General features: G+C 65.6%; 19 protein-coding genes. 10 read left to right on the top strand and 9 right to left on the bottom strand.

The window, feature by feature from the left end; genetic code table 11:
- The first annotated feature begins 11 nt into the window (after window positions 1-11).
- Window positions 12-1409: a DUF2252 domain-containing protein gene (locus tag CH291_RS15330; RefSeq protein ID WP_094687939.1), complete on the top strand. Its 1398-nt coding sequence runs from the start codon at window positions 12-14 to the stop codon at window positions 1407-1409.
- A 51-nt stretch (window positions 1410-1460) separates the two neighbouring features.
- Here the strand turns inward: CH291_RS15330 and CH291_RS15325 are convergent, their stop codons facing one another.
- From CH291_RS15325 to CH291_RS15315, 3 genes are read right to left on the bottom strand one after another with little or no spacing between them, the layout of a single operon-like run.
- Window positions 1461-1904: a DUF6918 family protein gene (locus tag CH291_RS15325; protein ID WP_094687938.1), complete on the bottom strand. Its 444-nt coding sequence runs from the start codon at window positions 1902-1904 to the stop codon at window positions 1461-1463.
- Window positions 1905-1956: 52 nt separating this feature from the next.
- On the bottom strand, window positions 1957-2928 hold the full coding sequence (locus tag CH291_RS15320) for an o-succinylbenzoate synthase (protein ID WP_094687937.1): 972 nt from the start codon (window positions 2926-2928) through the stop codon (window positions 1957-1959).
- The gene (locus CH291_RS15315) at window positions 2925-3557 is read right to left on the bottom strand and encodes a PaaI family thioesterase (RefSeq protein ID WP_068046293.1); all 633 of its coding nucleotides are present in this window, start codon (window positions 3555-3557) and stop codon (window positions 2925-2927) included. The genes CH291_RS15320 and CH291_RS15315 overlap by 4 nt, the downstream gene beginning before the upstream one ends.
- Before the next feature lie 78 nt (window positions 3558-3635).
- Between CH291_RS15315 and CH291_RS15310 the strand changes: the two genes are divergently transcribed.
- From CH291_RS15310 to CH291_RS15300, 3 genes are read left to right on the top strand one after another with little or no spacing between them, the layout of a single operon-like run.
- Window positions 3636-4529 carry a 1,4-dihydroxy-2-naphthoyl-CoA synthase gene (locus CH291_RS15310; protein ID WP_094687936.1) on the top strand — a complete coding sequence of 298 codons (894 nt, stop codon included), beginning with the start codon at window positions 3636-3638 and terminating at the stop codon, window positions 4527-4529.
- Window positions 4530-4575: 46 nt separating this feature from the next.
- Window positions 4576-5658, top strand: coding sequence for a GGDEF domain-containing protein (locus CH291_RS15305; RefSeq protein ID WP_256980859.1), 1083 nt, complete (start codon window positions 4576-4578; stop codon window positions 5656-5658).
- Window positions 5659-5706: 48 nt separating this feature from the next.
- Window positions 5707-6087 (top strand): VOC family protein, encoded by a 381-nt coding sequence (locus CH291_RS15300; RefSeq protein WP_094641095.1) that lies wholly within the window; start codon window positions 5707-5709, stop codon window positions 6085-6087.
- Here CH291_RS15300 and CH291_RS15295 read toward each other — a convergent pair.
- Together CH291_RS15295 and CH291_RS15290 are read right to left on the bottom strand one after the other, a co-directional pair.
- Window positions 6084-7367: a sensor domain-containing phosphodiesterase gene (locus tag CH291_RS15295; RefSeq protein ID WP_256980858.1), complete on the bottom strand. Its 1284-nt coding sequence runs from the start codon at window positions 7365-7367 to the stop codon at window positions 6084-6086. The genes CH291_RS15300 and CH291_RS15295 overlap by 4 nt on opposite strands.
- A 105-nt stretch (window positions 7368-7472) precedes the next feature.
- A complete protein-coding gene (locus CH291_RS15290) occupies window positions 7473-8834 on the bottom strand; it encodes a hypothetical protein (protein WP_094688090.1) in 1362 nt (453 codons plus the stop codon).
- Between the two features lie 147 nt (window positions 8835-8981).
- On the opposite strand from CH291_RS15290, the gene menE reads away from it, so the two are divergent.
- Window positions 8982-10070, top strand: coding sequence for an o-succinylbenzoate--CoA ligase (gene menE / locus CH291_RS15285; RefSeq protein ID WP_218829035.1), 1089 nt, complete (start codon window positions 8982-8984; stop codon window positions 10068-10070).
- Between the two features lie 261 nt (window positions 10071-10331).
- On the opposite strand, the gene CH291_RS15280 is transcribed toward menE, so the two are convergent.
- Entirely contained in the window at window positions 10332-10706 is a 375-nt protein-coding gene (locus tag CH291_RS15280) for a nuclear transport factor 2 family protein (protein ID WP_094687933.1), read from the bottom strand.
- Between the two features lie 193 nt (window positions 10707-10899).
- Complete coding sequence (locus CH291_RS15275; RefSeq protein ID WP_179276552.1) at window positions 10900-12576, bottom strand: alpha/beta hydrolase; 1677 nt, start codon at window positions 12574-12576, stop codon at window positions 10900-10902.
- Between the two features lie 62 nt (window positions 12577-12638).
- On the opposite strand from CH291_RS15275, the gene CH291_RS15270 reads away from it, so the two are divergent.
- From CH291_RS15270 to CH291_RS15260, 3 genes are all read left to right on the top strand, one after another.
- Complete coding sequence (locus CH291_RS15270) at window positions 12639-13418, top strand: PIG-L family deacetylase (RefSeq protein WP_094687932.1); 780 nt, start codon at window positions 12639-12641, stop codon at window positions 13416-13418.
- 194 nt (window positions 13419-13612) lie between these two features.
- The gene (locus tag CH291_RS15265) at window positions 13613-14869 is read left to right on the top strand and encodes an Hsp70 family protein (RefSeq protein ID WP_143545930.1); all 1257 of its coding nucleotides are present in this window, start codon (window positions 13613-13615) and stop codon (window positions 14867-14869) included.
- Between the two features lie 47 nt (window positions 14870-14916).
- Complete coding sequence (locus CH291_RS15260; RefSeq protein ID WP_094687930.1) at window positions 14917-15786, top strand: 1,4-dihydroxy-2-naphthoate polyprenyltransferase; 870 nt, start codon at window positions 14917-14919, stop codon at window positions 15784-15786.
- Here CH291_RS15260 and CH291_RS15255 read toward each other — a convergent pair.
- Both CH291_RS15255 and CH291_RS15250 read right to left on the bottom strand, forming a co-directional pair.
- Window positions 15783-16163, bottom strand: a complete 381-nt coding sequence (locus CH291_RS15255; RefSeq protein ID WP_037187032.1) for a phage holin family protein — start codon at window positions 16161-16163, stop codon at window positions 15783-15785. The two genes, CH291_RS15260 and CH291_RS15255, sit on opposite strands and share 4 nt — an antisense overlap.
- Before the next feature lie 44 nt (window positions 16164-16207).
- Window positions 16208-16549 (bottom strand): nitroreductase/quinone reductase family protein, encoded by a 342-nt coding sequence (locus CH291_RS15250; protein WP_094670939.1) that lies wholly within the window; start codon window positions 16547-16549, stop codon window positions 16208-16210.
- 180 nt (window positions 16550-16729) lie between these two features.
- On the opposite strand from CH291_RS15250, the gene CH291_RS15245 reads away from it, so the two are divergent.
- Window positions 16730-18136 carry an HNH endonuclease signature motif containing protein gene (locus CH291_RS15245; protein ID WP_143545929.1) on the top strand — a complete coding sequence of 469 codons (1407 nt, stop codon included), beginning with the start codon at window positions 16730-16732 and terminating at the stop codon, window positions 18134-18136.
- Between the two features lie 25 nt (window positions 18137-18161).
- On the top strand, window positions 18162-20621 hold the full coding sequence (pepN, locus tag CH291_RS15240) for an aminopeptidase N (protein ID WP_094687928.1): 2460 nt from the start codon (window positions 18162-18164) through the stop codon (window positions 20619-20621).
- The last annotated feature ends 4 nt before the right edge of the window (window positions 20622-20625 follow it).

The raw sequence follows: 20625 nt of genomic DNA, 5'->3' as shown, positions 1-20625 counted from the left end.
TGTCATCTCACATGTCCGGCTTGGGAAAAGGTCACACGGTCGTCACCGACTCGGTAGATGTCGACAGCGCATCGTTCGCCTCGCTGCGTGCCCGTCCTCTCCCCCGCGCCGAACGCTACGAACTGGGTCGACGCCTCCGCGAGAAGGTACCGATCGCCTCCCTGGGTGACTGGACCCCACCGGCGGATCGACCCGACCCGGTCAAGCAGATCGAATACTCGCACCAGGGCCGCATCGAATGGTTGATCCCGACGCGCCTCGAGCGGATGGTCGAATCCCCTTACGGATTCCTGCGCGGCACGGCCATCGTCATGGCCCGGGACGTGGCGATGCTGCCGTCGACCGGCATCAACCCGGTCATCAGCGGCGACGCGCACCTGGGCAACTTCGGCTTCTACGCCTCCCCCGAACGCGACCTCGTCATCGACCTCAACGACTTCGACGAGGCCCACCCGGGAGCCTGGGAATGGGATCTACGACGCCTCGCCGCGAGCATCTGGGTGGCCGGGCGGCAGAACGGCCGCACCGAGGACCAGTGCCACGACGCCGTCACCGCCTGCGTGTCCGCGTACCGAATCGAGGTGGCCAGACTTGCCGACGAGCCACTGATGTCGCGTTCGTTCCAGCGCCTGACGGCCGAGAAACTGCAGCGCGACGCCACCGAGGGTTCGCTGCGCAAGGAGATCAAACGCGCCACCAAGAAAGCGCGTCGACGCACCAGTGACCGCGTTCTGCCGCGCTTCACCGAAAAGCACGAGGGCAAGCGAAGAATCGTCGAGGAGCCGCCGATCACCACCCGCATCTCGGCGCGGGACGAGGAACTCCTCGCCGTCGGATTGGACGAGTACCTGCTCACCCTCACCCCGCACTGGCGTCGAGTGCTCGGTGGATACACGTTGATCGACGTGGCGCACCGCGTCGTCGGCGTCGGCAGCGTCGGCCTGCGGGCGTACGTGGCGTTGTTGGAGGGCACCAGCGAGGACGACGTGGTGTTCCTGCAGCTCAAGCAGGCCAGACGCTCGGTGCTCGCGCCGTACGTGCACGGCGAATCGGCCTGGCACGATCACCAGGGCCAGCGGGTCGTGGAGTATCAGCAGGATCTGCAGACCGTCAGCGATCCGCTGCTGGGCTGGACGACCATCGCCGGACGGCAGTACTACGTGCGCCAATTCCGCAACATGAAGGGAACGATCGACCTGTCGTCGATCGATGCGCCCGCTCTGGTCGACTACGCACGGGTGGTGGGCCGACTGCTGGCCAAAGGACATGCGCGCACCAGTGGCGCGTCGATGATCTCGGGTTACACCGGCGATTCCGATGCCCTCGAGGTTGCGCTGTGCCGCTTCGCGCAGCTGTACGCGGATCAGACGGAAGCCGATTGGGAGCGATTGAGCGCTACGCGCATGTGAACGGAAACTCGTAGCAGGCTACGAGTTTCCACTCACATGCGGCGAAGCCGCTCAGGCGTGCTTGGCGACCAGGTTACCCACCCGAGGCAGTGCCTCGGTGACGTTCTTCTTCGCCGAGCCACGCAGGCTGCCGTAGAACTTCTTCACGACGGACTTGTCGGTTTCCTCGATGCGGGCATCGGTGACCGAGAGCAGTGCGTCGGATGCGGCGTCGCCGTTGGCGGCCAGGTACTGACCGAACGTGCCCTGCGGGGCAGCGTTGTAAGACTGCCAGAACGGGTCGAGCTTGTCGACGAAATCGGGCCACAGAGCCGAGACCGCGTTGTCGATGTACGACGGCCCGACCTTCTTCACCGCGCCGTATCCCCCCTTGACCGCGAGCCCGCTCGCACCCTTCTTGTCTGCGACCTCGGCGTCGATCAGAGCCAGGACATCGGCGCGCAGCGCGTCGGCCTTGGACTCGTCGAGCAGTGAATCCTTGAGTGCAGCAACCACTTCGAAGTTCCTCCCAGATGTGTCAGCGGCCCCACGCGGACCGGGCGCAAGACTACCGCAGAAGCGCGTGGCAGCGCCGAACTCGATCGATCCACCACTGCGTGCGATCAGCGTCCGCATCGAGCTCGATCAGGGCCTCGGCGTCGGGTTCGAGGCTGCCGACCGGATACGTTCCGTCGATCACCTCGGGTGCGGCTGCGACGTCTCGAACGAACAGTGCGCCCGTCCCCAGACCGCAGGCGAATTCGAGATGTGGCAGCGCAGCAGCTGCGGCCAAACCGGCCGAGATACCGACGGCCGAATCGAGCGCACTCGACACCACCACCGGCACGCCGTACTCCCCCAGTTCGCCTGCGAGCTCGAGCAGCGCCCGCATTCCACCGAGCGGAGCGACCTTGAGCACCGCGACGTCGGCTCCGCCTGCGCGGACGACCTTCATCGGATCCTCGGCCCGGCGAATGCTCTCGTCGGCAGCGATCCGCACCCCGCGCACCCGACGCCTCACTTCGACCAACTCCGGCACCGACGCGCAAGGTTGCTCGGCGTACTCGAGTGGACCGTCGGCGGTCAGGGCGGCGAGAGCCGCAACCGCCTCGTCGACGCTCCAACCCCCGTTGGCGTCGACCCGTACCCGCGGAACCAACTCGCGCACCGCGCGCACCCGGGCGACGTCGTCGGCGAGGGTCTGCCCCTTCTCGGCCACCTTGACCTTCGCTGTCTCGGCCCCGGGGAACCGGCTCAGCACCGATGCCACGTCCGAAGCCGCTACCGCCGGGACCGTTGCGTTCACCGGGATGCGTCGGCGCAGCGGACTCGGCGGGCCGTCCCACGCGGCTTCGATCGCCGACGCCAACCACGGGGCCGATTCCGCGTCGTCGTACTCGGGAAACGGTGAGAATTCACCCCAACCGGCGGGCCCGCGCATCAACATCACCTCACGGATGGTGATGCCACGGAACTTGGTGCGCATCGGCAGCGAGAGCACGTGTGCACCGTCGAGCACATCGCCGATCGGGGGAATCATTGCTGCCCCGGGAGCAACTGCACCATCAACGCCTCGCAGTCGGCCAGCAGGTTGCCGTCCAGATCGGTCAGCCGAGCGTTGATGAACGTCTTGCGTCCCTCGACCCGATCCACCGCACCCTCGACGACCAGCTCGGTATCGAGCGGCGTCACCTTGCGGTAATTGATGTGCAGATACGCCGTCCGGCTGATGGGCCTGCCGTAGGCGTGCTGGATGAGGCCGAAGAGGTCGTCGAACAGCAGCGGCAGGGTGCCGCCGTGCGCTGCGGAGTTTCCCCCGAGATGGAAACGACGGAACATGCCCCGACTGCGGACGCCGTCGGCGTCGATCTTCTCGATGATCCACGGCATCAACAGCAGCGAGCCTCGACCCGGCAGACGCGGAACGCGCCCGGCGGTCTGGCGGCCCTCGGCCACCACGTGCGGGGTCAGCAGCTCGATCAGTTCACGGGCTTTGTCTGCCGCCGCCTGGGTGACCTCGGCCGGCAACGAGGTCGATACCGCGAGGTCCTGCACCGTGCGCAGCGCTTCGAGCAGCTGCCCGTACTCCGGGCCCACCTTCGCAGGCACGAAACGCGGGAAGCCTCCGTGGTGGTCGTAATCGCGGTCCAGTTCGATCGGGTCGGTCATGACTGCACGCTAGCTGCACCGACCGGTCGGCACGGACCCAGCCCTGATCCGGCGTCGGCCCGCACTAAGCTGACGCCCGTGACCTTCACCCCAGCACTGTGGCGTCCCGTTCCCGGCTTCGAGGACCTGACCGACATCACGTATCACCGGCACGTGTCCGACGCGACCGTCCGGGTCGCGTTCGATCGTCCCGAGATTCGCAACGCGTTTCGGCCGCACACCGTCGACGAGCTCTACCGAGCGCTCGAACATGCTCGGGTGAGCTCCGATGTGGGGACCGTTCTACTCACCGGCAACGGGCCGAGCAGCAAGGACGGCGGATGGGCCTTCTGCTCCGGCGGTGACCAGCGCATTCGCGGACGCAGCGGCTACCAGTACGCAGACGGAGAGACCGCCGACACCGTCGACAAGGCCCGCGCCGGGCGCCTGCACATCCTCGAGGTGCAGCGCCTCATCCGCTTCATGCCCAAGGTGGTCATCTGCTTGGTCAACGGCTGGGCAGCGGGCGGCGGCCACAGCCTGCACGTGGTGTGCGATCTGACCCTCGCGAGCCGCGAGCATGCCCGGTTCAAGCAGACCGACGCGGACGTCGGCAGCTTCGACGGTGGTTACGGCAGTGCGTATTTGGCCAAGATGGTCGGTCAGAAGTTCGCCCGGGAGATATTCTTTCTCGGCGAGACGTACTCGGCCGAGGAGATGCACCGTATGGGCGCAGTGAACAAGGTGGTCGATCACGCAGAGCTAGAGAACACGGCAATCGAGTGGGCTGCGAAGATCAACGCGAAATCACCTCAGGCACAACGAATGCTGAAGTACGCCTTCAATTTGCAGGACGACGGCCTGGTGGGTCAGCAACTGTTCGCCGGTGAAGCGACCCGCCTGGCCTACATGACCGACGAGGCAGTGGAAGGGCGCGACTCCTTCCTGGAAAAGCGCGAGCCCGACTGGTCTCCTTTCCCCCGATACTTCTGACCCACTGGTGATTTCGACGTCGCACCGCCGAAACCACCACAGTGCTGTGGGCGCTCTACGCGCCTGGTTCACCCAGCCCTACGACTACCGCTGGATGGCGGACTTCCAGAACTCCCGGCCCGCCGGAAAGATCGTCCGGTGGGTGATGGCATTCCTGACGCTCAACTTCGGCGTGCTGGCGGCGGTGTCACTGTTCTCGGAGGACACTTCACGCAGCCCGGTCGCCGTCACCTGGAAAGTATGTCTGGTGGTCATGGTCGTGGCCGTCAGCGCGGCGTGGATCACCAGACCGTTTCCCGGCCGAGTCGGGGTGGTGGCGTTCGCAGTCTTCGCCGACCTCGGAACGGCGTCGGCGATAGCGATCAACCCACTCGCGGACGCGCTCCTGACCTGCACGCTGTTCGCGGTGATCGGGACGTTCTGCACGTTCTGCCTCAGTCCACGCTGGCTGCTCGCGCACCTGGTGTTCGCGGTGGCGTGCACCCTCGTCGCCGCGGCGGCCACGCACTCCGGTGGGGAGATCGACACCGCCTCACTGATCTTCCGGACGCACGTCGTACTGCTCGCGATCGCAGGCGTTCCGCTGGTGTCGCATCTGCTCATCACCATGTTGACCGACGATGCCCGCAATTCGTTGCTCGATCCGCTCACCGGTCTGCGCAATCGTCGTGGTCTCGACGCGGCCATCGACGAGGTGTGGCCACTGGGCCGAGAGAAGGATCAGTGCTCCGCGGCGGTGATGATCGACATCGACCGCTTCAAATCCGTCAACGACATGTACGGGCACGAGGAAGGCGACGCGGTCATCGTGCGGGTCGCCGAGCGCCTGCGAGCACACCTGGGCGACTACGGCGTGATCGCGCGCACCGGCGGCGAGGAGTATCTCGCCGTCGTGTCGACGTCACGACTGCACATCGATGCACTGGTCCACGGAGTACGCCGAGCGCTTCGCGATCCCGAGGATCCCATCGCGGTGACGGTCAGTGTGGGGGCTGCGATCGTGCACGCGGGTTCACCGGTGTGGGATCAGAACATCGACGTCGTGACACGGGCAACGCGGATGGCGGATTCGATGATGTACGAGGCGAAGGCTGCCGGCGGTAACCGAATCGCGACGACCGAACTGTGAGAGTCGAGCCTGCGGAACCACCTCGGGTGACCGTGGTATCCATGCGGGGTGGACATCCTCGCTTCTCGGACAATTCTTCGGCCGGTCGACTACGAGAGGACTCTCGAGTTCTACCGTGACGGTCTCTCGTTGGCGGTGTGTCGCGAATACCCCGGTGGGACGGTGTTCTTCGCGGGGCAAGGACTGATCGAGGTCGCAGCGCACCATCGCGGTGACGAATCGGGGTCGTTCTCCGGTGCCCTGTGGCTGCAGGTACGCGATATCGGTTCTGCTACAGAGGAATTGACCGCAGGCGGCATCGAGATCGTCCGTGAGGCGCGAACCGAGCCGTGGGGTCTGGTCGAGATGTGGATCGAGGATCCGGACGGGATTCCCATCGTGCTGGTGCAGATTCCACAGGATCACCCGTTGCGTAAGGACAACCGCTAGCGGTCTTTCACGCCGTCGGCGATCGTGCGAAGCACTGCCGTTGCCGACTGCGGCCGCGACCACAGATATCCCTGCGCCAACGTGCAACCGAGTTCGAGGGCCGCGTCGGCTTGTTCGCGACTTTCGATGCCTTCGACGATCATCGTCAGATCGAGATCCTTCGCCACTCCGGCCAACGACCTGATCATGGCGCGTCCGGCCACGGTGTCGACGAACCTCGTCAGGTGCCCGTCTATCTTGATGCCGTCGGGCTGCAGCGTCACCAGTCGTTCGAGCGAAGACCAGCCCGAGCCGAAATCGTCGAGCAACACCCGGAAGCCGAGCCGGTGCACGTCGTCGATATGCCTGCGCAGCAGCGGCCCCGGCGTCACGGCAGTGGTCTCGGTGAGCTCGAGCGAGATCGACGACGGCGACACCCCGGAGGACGCGATGGCACGCTGCAGCTGACTGACGCCGTCGGGATGGGCGAGGTGGCGTCCGGAAATGTTGACGGTCAGTCGCAGGTCCGGACGATGGACGTGCCACTTCTTCATTTCGGCAGCGGCCTGAGTGAGCACGCTGAGGTCGACGTCGATGATCAGTTCGCTGGCCTCGGCGAACGGTACGAAATCCGCCGGCACCACCATCCCCCTGGTGGGGTGGTGCCACCGCGCCAATGCCTCGAAGCCGACGATCTCCTCGGTGCGCAAGTCCACGATCGATTGGAACCAGGGCACGATGTGACCGTCGGCGATGGAGTCGGCGATGTCGTTGTCGCTGCCCAGCCGGATGACGCCGGATCCGACGCGGCGATGCAGATCGAGCTGCTCCTCGAGCACCGACGCGAACTGTTCGAGTTCCTGCATCTGCTCACCGGAGAGCGGACGGGGCGTGCGATCGAGCAGGCAGAGGGTGCCGATGACCAGGCCCTCTCGCCCGCGCAGCGGAACCGACGCGTACGACGCGATGCCGTTCTCGTCGAGAATGGCGCGCTGCCGAGTGGTGGCGTGCACGCGACCGTGCGCCACGACTGAAGGTTCGCCGGAACGCACCACGTCGTCGCACAGGGTGTCGGCTCGCACGACGGTGGACACCGGCGGTCCACCGATGTTGACCAGCGTGTACTGAGTGTCTTCGTCGAGCACGTTGAGCTGTGCGATGGCGAATCCGACGCTGCGTGCGGCGAATTCGACCGTCGATCGCAGAGCAGGCGTCGTCGCCTCGAAATCGAGGTAGCGACGGGCGGAGTCGCTCTGCCGGCGAGACTGGGAGCGCGCGGGGTCCGCGACCTCACCGTCCACCGGCATCACCTCGCAACGACCAGCCGGGCCCGTTCTGGAACCGGATCCAGGCGAGTTTAACCGTGCCGGATCTGCAGTTTCGACCGATAGCCCAACCTGGAGCGGTCACAACGACGGATAGCGCGTGTGCAGCAGCCGATGCCGCAGCACCGCTGCGGCGAGTCGCTTGCCTTCCTCGGTCGCCACCGAACCGGACGGCTCCGGTCCCGAAACACCCGGTCCCGACGCGCCCGGTTCCGTCGGCTCGAACGCCCCGAGGGCACCCAGTTCGGCAATCAGGGTCCGCGCCAGCGGCTCGGCGTGCTCGGCAGCGGGCTCCTCACCGGAATGGGTCCACCCTTCGGCGCGCAGCAGACGCGCGAGGTCGTCTGCTGTCGCGTCCACGTCGGTCACCTCGTGACCGACGATCATCCGTGCCAGAACCACCTCGGCGGCAATCGTGTCCGGGTGATATTCGGTGCCGACGATGCCTGCGGTGAGCACGCGCCAGAGCCCGTCGGAGCTGAGCTGCCGTGTACGTGCCGTCGGTACCAACCGCCCGGCGGAACGACGCAGCAGACGCACCCTCATCAGGAGGCGTCGGACAGTCAGTACTTTCTCCGTGTCGAGTTCGCGGCCGATGTGCAGGGGACGTTCGGCCGGAGGAAACACCGTGGTCGCAATGGTCGCCACCAGCTCGTCCGGCAGATACCCGGCGTCGGTCAATCCGACGCCGTCGCCGATGCATCCGATGAAGCTCTCCAGCCTGCGCACGCAGCCGTACACGGGCTGGGCGGCCTCGTGCAGCGTCTCGCGCAGCCCCAGATACAGCTCGGCCCTCGGTGCGCTGTAGTTGCTCCACAGGTCGATCCGGTGGTCGAGAAGCTGCTCGAGCAGGACGGCCTCGGAGTCGTCCTTACCTCGATCGGACGTCAGCACAGCATCGGTGACGCCGCGTCGGCGCATGGCCTGCGCGTTGGTGCCGAGCGGTCGCCCACCGGGCTTGGACGGCTCGAACTCACCGGCGATGGTCGCGACTTCCAACGTCTCGCCGATCTTCTCGACGATGGCCCGCTCGACGCCGGTCGGAGCGTCCTGCCAGGTGACGAGATCGGTATCGACGGCACCGATACCCGATTGTTCGGTGGCGGCGCGGTAGTGCTGCAACCACACGGCATCGTCGGAGATTCGCACGAGCTCCTCGGTGACGGTGCTCCGAGCGATCTCCGCGTATCCGACGCGTCCGAGGCGGTCGAGTAGGTCGCCGAGCGCACGGGCGATGTCGACCGCACGATCGGGCCCCTCGGCCGCGTGGCGCAGATACACCCACAGGTAGGTCTGCACGGAATGTTGCGTCGGGCCCGCGGGCGGAGACACCTCGACCAGACCGTCCCACCCCAGGCGCGCATCGGCGGCGAGCGCGGGATCGACGGAATCGAAGTACGACAGAGCTGCCCACACCGCGTCGTCCATGCCCGATCCCTTCACGATGTTCCACTGTTCCACAGCAACTCGACGTCGGGTGACAACCGCCGGGCCGACAGGTGCGCCCGTCCTGGTTCGAGCCCGGCGACTAGCCTCGAGTCCGTGCTCGAGAGCGTATCCATTCCGTCGGGACCGGCAGCGGCGAACATCATGCCGCGGCTGAGCCGCATGCTCGCCGGCGACGGCCCTGCCCTGCTTCCCGTGCCGACCGACGATCCGCGTGAGACCGAGCGCCTGCACGACGCCTTGGCACCGGGAACACCCATCGACGACGGCGTCGCGCTGGTCGTCGCGACCTCCGGAACGACGGGCATTCCCAAGGGAGCGATGCTGTCGGCCGCTGCGCTGGTGGCGTCGGCAACGGCCACCGAGGAGCGACTCGGCGGACCGGGGTCGTGGCTGCTGGCGTTGCCCGCACACCACATCGCCGGAATGCAGGTGCTGCTGCGCAGTGTGCTCGCCGGAACCTCGCCCGTCATCATGGACGTGTCGAGAGGTTTCGATCCCACCGCTCTGATCGACGCGATCGGCCGGATGTCGGGGCCCCTGCGCTACACGTCGCTGGTTCCAGGGCAGTTGGTGAAGGCATTCGAGATCCCCGAGGCTGTGGCTGCGTTGGCCTCGCTCGATGCTGTGTTGTTGGGCGGGGCGGCAACACCGATTCCGTTGCGACAGAAGGCACACGACGCGGGAATCCGATCGGTGCGGACCTACGGAATGAGCGAAACGGCCGGCGGCTGCGTGTACGACGGAGTTGCACTGCGCAACACGGTGGTTCGCATCGACGACGGCAGGGTCGTGTTGGGTGGAAAAACCTTGGCCTCGGGATACCGCGGACTGCCCGACCACCCGGCCTTCGCCGAACCGGGATGGTTCCGCACCGACGACGCCGGAACCATCGTCGACGGCGTTCTGAGCATCTCGGGGCGACTCGACGAGGCAATCTCGACCGGAGGATTGACCGTCGTGCCGCAGGTCGTCGAGGCTGCGCTGGCCACCCACCCCGCGGTGCTCGAATGCGCCGTCGTGGGACTGCCCGACGAGCGCCTGGGCCAGAAAGTGGTGGTCGCGGTAGTGGCCCGCGCCCCGGTGACATTGGCGGACTTGCGCTCCCATGTCGCCGCTTCACTGGACATCACCGCGGCACCCCGAGAATTGTTCCTCCTCGACTCACTGCCGACACGAGGGCCGGGAAAACTGAATCGGGCGAAACTGCGAACGGTGCTCGAAAAACGCTGAGCGACTGGGGATTTCGCCCGAGCGCAGCGGTCTCGAGTTGAGCACTGCGGTTCCGGGTTGAGCGCAGCGGTCCGGATCGTGCGCAGCGGTTCGGATCGTGCGCAGCGGTTCCGGGTTGAGCGCAGCGGTTCGGATCTTGCGCAGCGGTTCCGGGTTGACCGCAAAAGCGCGCGCGTTTGTCAGGTGCGCGCGGACTGGTCAGCGGACAGGTGGCGACACTGCGCGCGTTCAGCAGACGCGCGCGCGTTTGCGCAGGAATGGTCACTCGAGCGGCGTGCCTTGATGGTGCACCAATTCCCAACCGGTGTTCGTGCGTCGCCACAGCGAGGTTCTGCGAGCTCGCGCATCGGATGTTCTCGAAACCCATTGCAGCAGAACACAATCTGCACCGATCACCCGCCCGATCGGTTCGATCACCTCGATCTCGACGGAGCTTTCGCTGCCGAGCAAGTCGAGTATCGACGACTTGTCCCACACCGTTCCCGAGGCTCCGACTTCGGTGAAGTCGTCGGCGAGCAGGAGGGCAAGCCTCTCGCGATCGCGTCGACACTCCGCAGTCTGCAGCTCTCGTTCCAGCGCGAGAACTGTCGACAGATCTTTGTCAGCGCTGGGTCGACCGGCAGAGGCAGGCGGCATTGCTGCACTGTCTCACGCACGAACGCCTCACGCACGAATACCTCACGCCCACCCACCTCACGCACGAACGCGCGCGCGTTCGTCAGGTGCACGCGAAGTCGTCGGCCAGCAGGTAGCGAACCTGCGCGCGTTCGGCAAACGCGCGCGCATTTGCGCCGGTGGTGGGTGGGCGAACGACCGAGCAGCCGACGCCTCAGCCCGCCAATTTCTCGTACAACCGCTCGACGTCCGCGTCGGACCAGTTGGCAGGCTCGAGGATGTCAGCCCACATGTGCACCGCGTCGGCTCCGTAGCTGTGGCCGTGGCCGTCGTCGACGTTCGTGGAGAAGACCTGATCGAACGTCAACTGCCAGAAGGTCACGAACGGGAACCACTGCACTCCTGGGTCGACGTCCGCGCCGCGGGGTTCGCGTAGCCAGTCGGGCCGGTTCAGGATCAGATCCGGCGACCACCACACGATGGGGTCGGATGCATGCTGCCAGTACACGATTCGGGGCTCTTCCCATTGCCCGCCGATGTCGAGGTCACCGGACGAGCTGGCGAAACGAACGTGCTCGCCGCCGTCGATGACAGGCAGGATCTCGCGGGATTCGGCGTCGCGCCCACCGGTGATGCGGGCCCACTGCGGGGTGAAGTTCGGGTTGCCGACCCACAGGGCACCGTCGATGCGCGCGATCATGTCCTGCGCGCCGCTGAACGCATCCTGTCCGCCGTAGGCACCGAGGCTCTCGCCGAACAACACCAGCTTCGGTCGCGAATCCTCGGGGAGTTCGCTCCACACCTCGTACACCGCCTCGAAGAGGGCCCGTCCGGCATCCTGGGGAGTCTGGCGATCGGCGAGAAATGCCATCGGGCTCGGCAGGAACGAGTACTGCATCGACGCGATCGCCGAGTTACCGTCGTACAGGTATTCCAGAGGGCGAGCGACGTTCTCGTTCACCCACCCGCGCCCGGTGGTCGTCGCGACACCGAGCACAGCGCGAGAAAATGCGCCGGTACGTTCGAGCTCTGCCACCACCCGCTGGGCGACGCCTTCGACGGTGTCCGCGGACTCCACGCCCGCGTAGGCACGGATCGGTTGCACCGCAGGCCTTCCGGTGAACTCACTGATCTCGTCCGGCGATACCCCGGACACGACGAAGCGTCGACCCTCCTGCCCCAGGGAATCCCACTCCTCGTTCGAGGCGTCCGAACCCGACAGTTCGGCCGCGGTGGGCTTCTCGACGCCCTCGTGGTTGCCGCGGTCCGCAGTGGAGGCCGATCTCTCCGCGACCGCCACGATGCCGCGAATCAGCGCGCCGTTGACGGCGAACACCACCAGCAGGGCTACGACGATCACGCTCGCGATCCTCGCGACCGGCCTCGGCACGTACTGCTTGCCCCATCGCGTCAACGCACGGGTGGCTCGCCGTAGCAGACGACCCAAGGCGAGCACTCCCACGGCAACCACCAGCGAGACCACCAGCACCGCGATGTACAGCGGCCTCCCGGGATCCTCCACACCGACGAGCTTGCGGACGATCTGCTGCCACCACGATCCCAGGATCAGGAACAGTGGAATCACCACCACCGCGGCCACGGCCAGCGCCCACCACCCGCGTCGACGCCACTGCTCCGACCAGTCGGGTGACACTCCACAGATCCGCACCACCCACGCGATCAGGCAACCCACGCCGTATCCGATCGCGACGCTGATTCCGGTGGCGACCGCCTGCAGATACCAGACCCTGGGCAGCAGCGACGGAGTCATGGACAGCGCGAAGAACACCAGAGCGAAGAGGATCCCGACGGGATGCAGTGCGCGGCAGTACCGATCCGCTCGTGAGTCCTGCCAATACGAACGAATCGCGGCCGACCGCTGTGTGGTCATCCGCAGATCGTATTTGCGCGCCGACTGGGCTGCACCCTCTTCGACATGCAAGCATTCACCGCATGAGTGTTCTGGTCTGCTTCCACGCACATCCCGACGACGAAGTATTCGGCACCGGCGGAGTCATGCGGCTCGCCGCCGATGCCGGCCACCGCGTCGTCCTGGTCACCGCGACCGACGGTGCCCTCGGTGAGTTTCCAGACGGCATCCTCACCGCCGGTGAGACACTGGCCGAGCGCAGACGCGTCGAGCTGGATCGTTCGGCAGCCGTTCTCGGAGTCTCCCGCGTCGTGCGGCTGCACTACGCCGACTCCGGAATGGCCGGTACTCCGGAGAATGCGAACCCGGAAGCCTTCTGCAACGTCGACGTCGACACCGCAGCACAGCGATTGGCCGAGGTACTGCTCGAAGAGCAGGCGGACGTCGTGACGATCTACGACCCGAACGGTGGTTACGGGCACCCCGACCACATCCAGGTTCACGTCGTCGGCAAGCGCGCCACCGAGATCGCCGACACTCGATTCGTCTACGAAACCACCACCAACCGCGACCACATGCGCCGACTGATGGAGGCCAATCCGCACTGGGGCGAGGAGGCATCACCGCCGGACATGGACACGTTCGGTCTGCCGGAAACCGAGATCACGACGGTGGTCGACGTCTCCAGCGTCATGGACGCGAAGCGGGGTGCAATGGAGGCCCACGAAACACAGGTCGGTGACTTCGGACCGTTTCTGCAGATGTCCGTCGAGGACCTCGCCTCCACCTTTGGTACCGAATGGTTCCGAAAGCTGCGCGGCACGGGCGGCGTCGGCCTCACGGAGACCTCACTCCCGCTCTGAACTGGCCGAACAGCGGACGCAAGCGCGACGGCAACCAGATCGTAGATCGATGATGCAACTCCATAGAGCTGACCATCGGATTGTTTCCAGCCTCTAACCAAACCGCGAGACGGTACAGTGTCCACGTCGCCTGTCATGAGGGCGAGTTCTTCAGACCAGAACACCGTCATCGAAATGGAGAGGCCGGAGAAGCGATGCGTTCGTCAGTGGGTGTGTCCCTGGGCACGTGCGGCATTCGCACGGCGCGGACCACCGAAGACGGTGCATGGACCGACGGCACCCCGTTCGACGACTGGCAGTTCTCCCCCACGGCATCCGACGTCGCGCGCGTCGTCCGCGGCATCGTCGACAGTCCGGACGCGCCCCAATCTCTCGGCGTCGCCTATCGCACCTCCGAGGAACGCACCCAGATCGCCGACTCACTGGCCGAGGAGTACGTCTCCGACGTCCACCTCATCGACAAGACCGGCGCGGCCATGGAGTACCTGCGCCCAGGGCTCCCCTCCCACCACCGGACCATCGCGCTGTTCGACGCGGGCGAGACCGGTGTCGACGTCGACATCGTGGACGTCGAATCCGGCCGCTCCTACGGTTCCGCGCGGACCACCGCCATGAGCGGTGCCTCCTTCGACGCGGTGGTCCGAGAACACATACTCGGACTCGGCATAGTGCGTCCGCCCCAATCTCCGGACGAGGACAGTGCGCTGACGGCCTTCTGCCGCGGGATAAAGGAAGCGCTGTCCTCGCACCTGACCACCAGCACCCCCGACGGCGAGCACATCCTCCTCGAGCGGCACATCTTCGAGTTGTCCATCGCGCGCTCCACCGAGCAGGCCGCCGAGACAGTGCGCCGACTCGGCCGCGAGGCCGAGTTCTACCCCGACGCCGTCGTCGCGATCGGCGGAACGTCCAACATTCCGCTGGTCCGCGCCACCCTCGAACGCTTCCTGCAGCTACCGGTCATCGTCCCGGACCGGCCCGAGCTCGTCGTCGCCGGCGGTGCCGCGGTACACGCCGCCCACGTCGACGCCACCCACGTGCCGCCCCTCGTCTCGCACCGTCCAGCCCTGGCGCGACTCGGCATGATCGCACTTCCGATCGCCGGCGTCATTGCCGCCATCGGACTGTTCACGGCTCTCGGATCCAGCGACGAGGGTCAACCGCTGAGCACCCCGTCGAGCGTCGGTGAATCAGTATCGCAATCCACCAGACCGTCGAGCACCAGCACGACGACGACCACGCCGGCACCGCTTCCCGACATCCCTCCTCCCCCACTGACAACCACCGCACCGGCGCCGGCCGCCGCAAATTCCGCGCCCTACGTGCAGTACCAGCAGCCGCACTACTACCCGCCGGCACCTCCGCCCGCACCCACGGTGCCCCTGCCACAGATTCCCGGTGTCCAGATGCCCGTCATCCCGTTGCCGGTATTGCCACGCCTGCCGTTCTGACCGGCCGCGTTCTCACCCGTCGGACAGATACGGAAAGATCGTCGCTCATGGCCACCACAGCGCAATGGATCGAAGGTGCGCGACCGCGCACACTCCCGAATGCGATCGCCCCCGTCCTCGTCGGCACTGGCGCGGCCGCGTCGCTGGACGGAGGAGTGTGGTGGAAGGCGCTGCTGGCGTTGGTCGTCTCGTTGGCGCTGATCGTGGGCGTGAACTTCGCCAACGATTACTCCGACGGAATTCGGGGCACCGACGACGACCGAGTCGGGCCACTGAGACTGGTCGGCTCGAAGGCCGCGTCCGCCGGTGCCGTCAAGAAGGCCGCCATCGGTTGCTTCACAGTGGGTGCCGTGGCCGGATTGGTTCTGGCAGCGACCAGCGCCTGGTGGCTGGTCATCGTCGGACTCGTCTGCATCGCCGGTGCCTGGTACTACACCGGCGGCTCGAAGCCGTACGGATACAGCGGTTTCGGCGAGATAGCCGTGTTCGTGTTCTTCGGTCTCGTCGCCGTACTCGGCACCCAGTTCGTACAAGCCGAGCAGATCGATTGGGCAGGCGTGTTGGCTGCAGTGGCAGTCGGATCGTTCTCCAGCGCAGTACTCGTCGCCAACAACCTTCGCGACATCCCCACCGATACCGAATCCGGAAAGCTCACGCTGGCAGTGCGATTGGGTGACATGCGCACTCGCTACCTGCATCTCGCGCTACTGGTGATGCCGTTCGCGATGACGGTGGCACTGATCGCCCGCACTCCATGGGCACTGGTCGGCCTGCTCGCGCTGCCTTTCGCCGCACGTGCCAACTCCCCGGTACGCAAGGGCGCTCACGGATTCGAACTGATTCCGGCACTGCGCGATTCGGGCCTGGCGATGCTCGTCTGGGGAGCGAGCACCGGCGTGGCGTTGGCCTTCGCCTAGCGCTTGTCGGGAACGAACGCGCCCAGCAGAAAGTTCACGATCGAGATGATGATCGCGCCCCAGAACGCCGCGGCGAACCCGACGATCTCGAGGCCGTAGCCGGTCTGCGACGACAACCAACCCGTCAACAACAGCATCAACGCGTTGATCACAAGAGTGAACAACCCGAGCGTCAGAATCAGCAGCGGCAGCGACATGAGCTGCACCAGCGGTTTGATGAACGCATTGACGACCGTCAACACGGCCGCGATACCGAGCAGGACCACGATGTCCCACCCATCGCCGCGCCCCGAGCTGGTGACAGTGATGCCATCCACGAATTCCTTGGCAACCCAGATTGCAACGGCATTGATCACGAGCCGAATCAAAAAGTTCATGGCGCCATCGTAGGGTTCGTCAGCGCCCGACGGCTACGACGTACTCAGCGCTCCAAGTCGATGTCGACAGTTACTCGCCCACGATCGTCGCGAGTCGCCACGGCAAGGCCGGCATGATGGACGCCGCCGAGGTCGACATCGACCCGTCCGCCGTCGTTCTCGAAATTTCGCCACCAATTCTTCTTGTCCGGCACGGCCACGACAACTTTCACGTGATTGCCTGTTCGCTTGAAGGCCACCGGCAGTGAGAACTCCTTGCCGGACTTGCGGCCGGTATAGGTCAGAATCCCCATCGACCGTCCGAGAACCCTGTCGAGCACCGGTGCCTTCATGACGACCACAAAAACCTTGTTGAACGCTGCTGCCGACTTCTGAAAGGTATTCATTGCGCCGCCTCCGGGCTTGCCCTGCACGTGATGACGAGCGTAGCGGCGTAGCTGCTCGACGGGTTCGTCACTGCGAAGACACACCGTCCTGCATCGGCACCAAAACTTGTCGGTGCCCGGTTCTACACTTCTCGGCAACGGGTCGAATACGTGTTCGGCCCTTCGTCGCTGGGGGGTGACATGGGGCTACGTGAGTCGACGTGGATGGCGGACGATCACTCTGCACTCGCCGACGTCCTCGGTGCGCGCCGGACGATAAACGCCGCTGCCGCATCGGAACTGGCGCTCATGGACCACTACGTTCGCGGCCGAACGGCATGCGCCTCGCCGTGGGACACAGGAGTGACCGAGAAGGATCTCTACAGCTCGGCGATCTGCGAGCTGGCCGCGGCAACGTCGTCCACCTTCGCCGCCATTCACAACAAGCTTCAGATGTGGCGTCAGCTACGTCCCCTCGTACGGAACAGTTTCATCAACGGATCGCTCGACAAAGAGCGAGTCAAAACGATCCACGACCATCTGCTTCATGCGCGTCCGGAGACAGTAGTCGCCATCGAAGCCGAGGTACTCAAAGCTGCCGGAGAGATGGCACCGGGCCCCCTGGGTCGCGAGATCGACCGACTGCTCGTCGAGACCGATGCCGAGTGGGACCGCGCAGTACGCACACGTGCCGCGCGAACCGAGAAGCGCGTCCGGGTTCGGCGACGGGCACGAGGGCTGTCGAGCCTCACCACGGTGATGACCGATGGCGAAGCCGACGAACAGCTTTCGCGTATCGACGCCGAAGTCTCCCGTTTGCACCCCGAGGATCCACGTTCGGACGATCAACGACGGGGCGACGCACAGACCGCGCTGATGCGCGGCGAGACACTGCTGTGCGGGTGCTCGACGTGCCTGACCTCTCGGGGTGACGTCGCGGATGCCGAAACTCCCGAACACGGTGAGCCGGTGGCAGCAATGCCCGACCGTTCGGATGCGAATGCCGACGCCACCGGTGAAACAGCCACCGAGGGTTCGGGTTCCGCACGGCCGGGGTCCGAGCACCCGACGAGGGAGCCACTGGGCAGGGCACTGACGGGCCCGCTGCCACCCGACACACCACCACCCGTCTCACCAGCACCCGACGCACCAAGACCCGACGTACCGCCACCCGATACAGCGACTCGATCGAGACCGGGCGGAGGGACGTTGATCGAACGCTGGCGTGCCATCGTCGAGAACAACCCGCGCGGCGTCCACGCCCTACACCCCGACGGCCACGGAGGCATGACGATTCCGCCGCCGGGGGCACTGACCTATGCGCCGAGCAGAGCCCTTGCCGCGCAGGTTCGCGCCGAACATCCGTACTGCCTGCATCCTGGCTGCAACGTGCCTTCGGAACGGTGCGACCTCGACCACATCGTCGAATTCGATCGGCAGAATCCGGAACGAGGAGGATGGACGATCCGGACGAACATCGGCCCGCGCTGCCGGCTCCACCACAACCTCAAAACGCGAAAGCTCTGGCGCACCGAATTACTCCCGGAAGGAGTCCTGCATATCGTGGACCCACTCGGAAACCACTACTTCACCGCGCCGACCCTGTGAAAACCGATCGCCTAGGGTTGGTTCGGTGAGCACCGCGAATCTGACCCGGACCGAAACTCGCAGGCGATCGCGCCACATCGACGGGGTGAAGTATCGCGTTCACCTCGATCTCCTGCGCGCAGAGGACGCGGACCTCGACACCTTCGAGACCGTGACGACCATCGAATTCGACGCGACCACGGCTGCGACCTGGGTGGACTTCATCGGTGCGGCAGTAGACCAAGTGACCGTCAACGGTATCGACACGCCGGTCGACTACGACGGCTCGCGGATTCAACTGGTCGGGCTCACCGAGCACAACATCGTGCGGATTTGCGCGCGCGGACGATACAGCCGGTCGGGTGAAGGACTGCATCGGTTCGTCGATCCCGTCGACGACAACGTCTATCTCTACACGCAGTACGAACCGGCCGATGCACGCCGAGTGTTCGCGAACTTCGAGCAACCGGACCTCAAAGCCCCTTTCACTCTGACTGTCACGGCTCCGCCGACGTGGACCGTACTGTCGAACCGCGAGGGTGTCACGACAGACACGGTCACCACCTTCGCGCCGACCCTGCCGATCTCGACCTACATCACCGCAGTTGCGGCCGGTCCGTATCACCGCGTCCGATCATCCTGGACGCGAGGCGAACTCACCGTCCCCCTCGGTGCCTATTGCCGGGCGTCTCTCGCCGAGTACTTCGATGCCGAGGACATCTTCGACATCACGAAACGAGGCCTGGACTTCTTTCACGACAAGTTCGACTACCCGTATCCCTTCGGAAAGTACGACCAGATCTTCGTCCCCGAGTACAACCTCGGCGCGATGGAGAATCCCGGCCTCGTCACGTTCACCGAGTCGTACGTATTCCGTTCTGCGGCAACCGAAGCCCAGTACGAGGCCCGCGCGAACACGATCCTGCACGAGATGGCGCATATGTGGTTCGGCGACCTCGTGACGATGCAGTGGTGGGACGACCTGTGGCTCAAGGAATCCTTTGCCGACTTCATGGGTGCATACGCATCGGCCGAAGCGACCCGATTCACCGACGCCTGGGTCAGCTTCGCCAACCGACGAAAAGCGTGGGCGTACCTGCAGGACCAACTTCCGACCACCCACCCGATCGTCGCCGACATCACCGACCTCGAGGCCGCGAAGCTCAACTTCGACGGCATCACCTACGCCAAGGGGGCGAGCGTCCTCAAGCAGCTCGGGGCGTTCGTGGGCGCAGATGCCTTCTTCGCCGCCTCCCGCAACTACTTTCGCACGCACGCCTTCGGAAACACGACGCTGACGGACCTGCTGAGCGAGATGTCGACCGCCAGCGGACGCGACCTCGACACCTGGGCTGCAGCATGGCTGCAGACCACCGGCGTCTCCACGCTCAGCTACACCGGCGATGCCGTCGAACAGACGAACCCGCGGCCCCACCGAATTGCCGTCGGGCTCTACGACCTCGACGAGGCCGGACATCTGACGAGAACCCACCGCCGAGAACTTGACATCGCCGAGGCACGAACGCCGGTCGACCTTCCCGAGGCCGCGCTGGTGCTGCTCAACGACGATGACCTGACATACGCCAAGATCCGATTCGACGAGCGCTCCAATACCACTGTGCGAAACCACCTCGATCGCATCGTCGACCCTCTCGCCCGGGGCCTGGTGTGGTCGGCGTTGTGGAACTCCACCCGCGACGCCGAGCTGTCTGCACTCGAATACATCGACATCGCAACCAGATTCGCACCCAACGAGCCCAAGATCGGTCTGTTGTCCGCAGTCACGGCCAATGTGGCGTACGCCCTCGAGCATTACCTCCCGGAGGACCGACGGCGCGAACCCACTCGGCAGTGGCTGGAGGCGTCGTGGACGCAGCTGCATACGAGTGAGCCAGGGAGCGATACCCAGTTGGTGTGGGCGCGAGCCACCGCGGCCGCGGCCCAACTCGACGGCTCCCGCGCAGCCGACCTACGCGCACTTCTCGACGGCACGGCGACCGTGCCAGGTCTGCGCCTGGATCCCGACCAGCGCTGGTCGTTCTGGCTGGCCCTGGCCGCGACCGGAAACGCGACCTCGGCCGAGCTCGATGCAGAGCTGGCCTCCGACAACACGTCGTCCGGACGCACCTCACACACGGCGGCGTCGACGGCGCTCCCCGACGCAGAGGTCAAGGCAAGGGCGTGGGCTGCCATCACCGAGCGCGACGATGCGTCCAACGATGTTCTCGACGCCTTCATCACCGGCTTCGGGGCCGGGCACCGGCCGGACCTGACGCAGGGCTATCACGACCGGTACTTCGAATCCATCGCGTCGTTGTGGACCTCGCGCAGCATCGAAATCGCACGGCGCATCGTCGTCCGACTGTTCCCGCAGCAATCGTCGACGGTAGCCGCGGACAGCTGGCTGGCCGAGCACGAGTGGGCACCGGCCGCCCTGCGGCGCTTGGTGATCGAGCAACGAGACCATCTGGCGAGGAGCCTGCGGGTGCAGGCGCGGCTAGGGTGATGAT

The sequence above is a fragment of the Rhodococcus sp. 14-1411-2a genome (assembly GCF_002259485.1).
In the GTDB taxonomy this organism is placed as follows: Bacteria; Actinomycetota; Actinomycetes; order Mycobacteriales; family Mycobacteriaceae; genus Rhodococcoides.
Note: the sequence above shows the minus strand (reverse complement) of the source record. Positions and strands in the feature narration are given on the sequence as shown.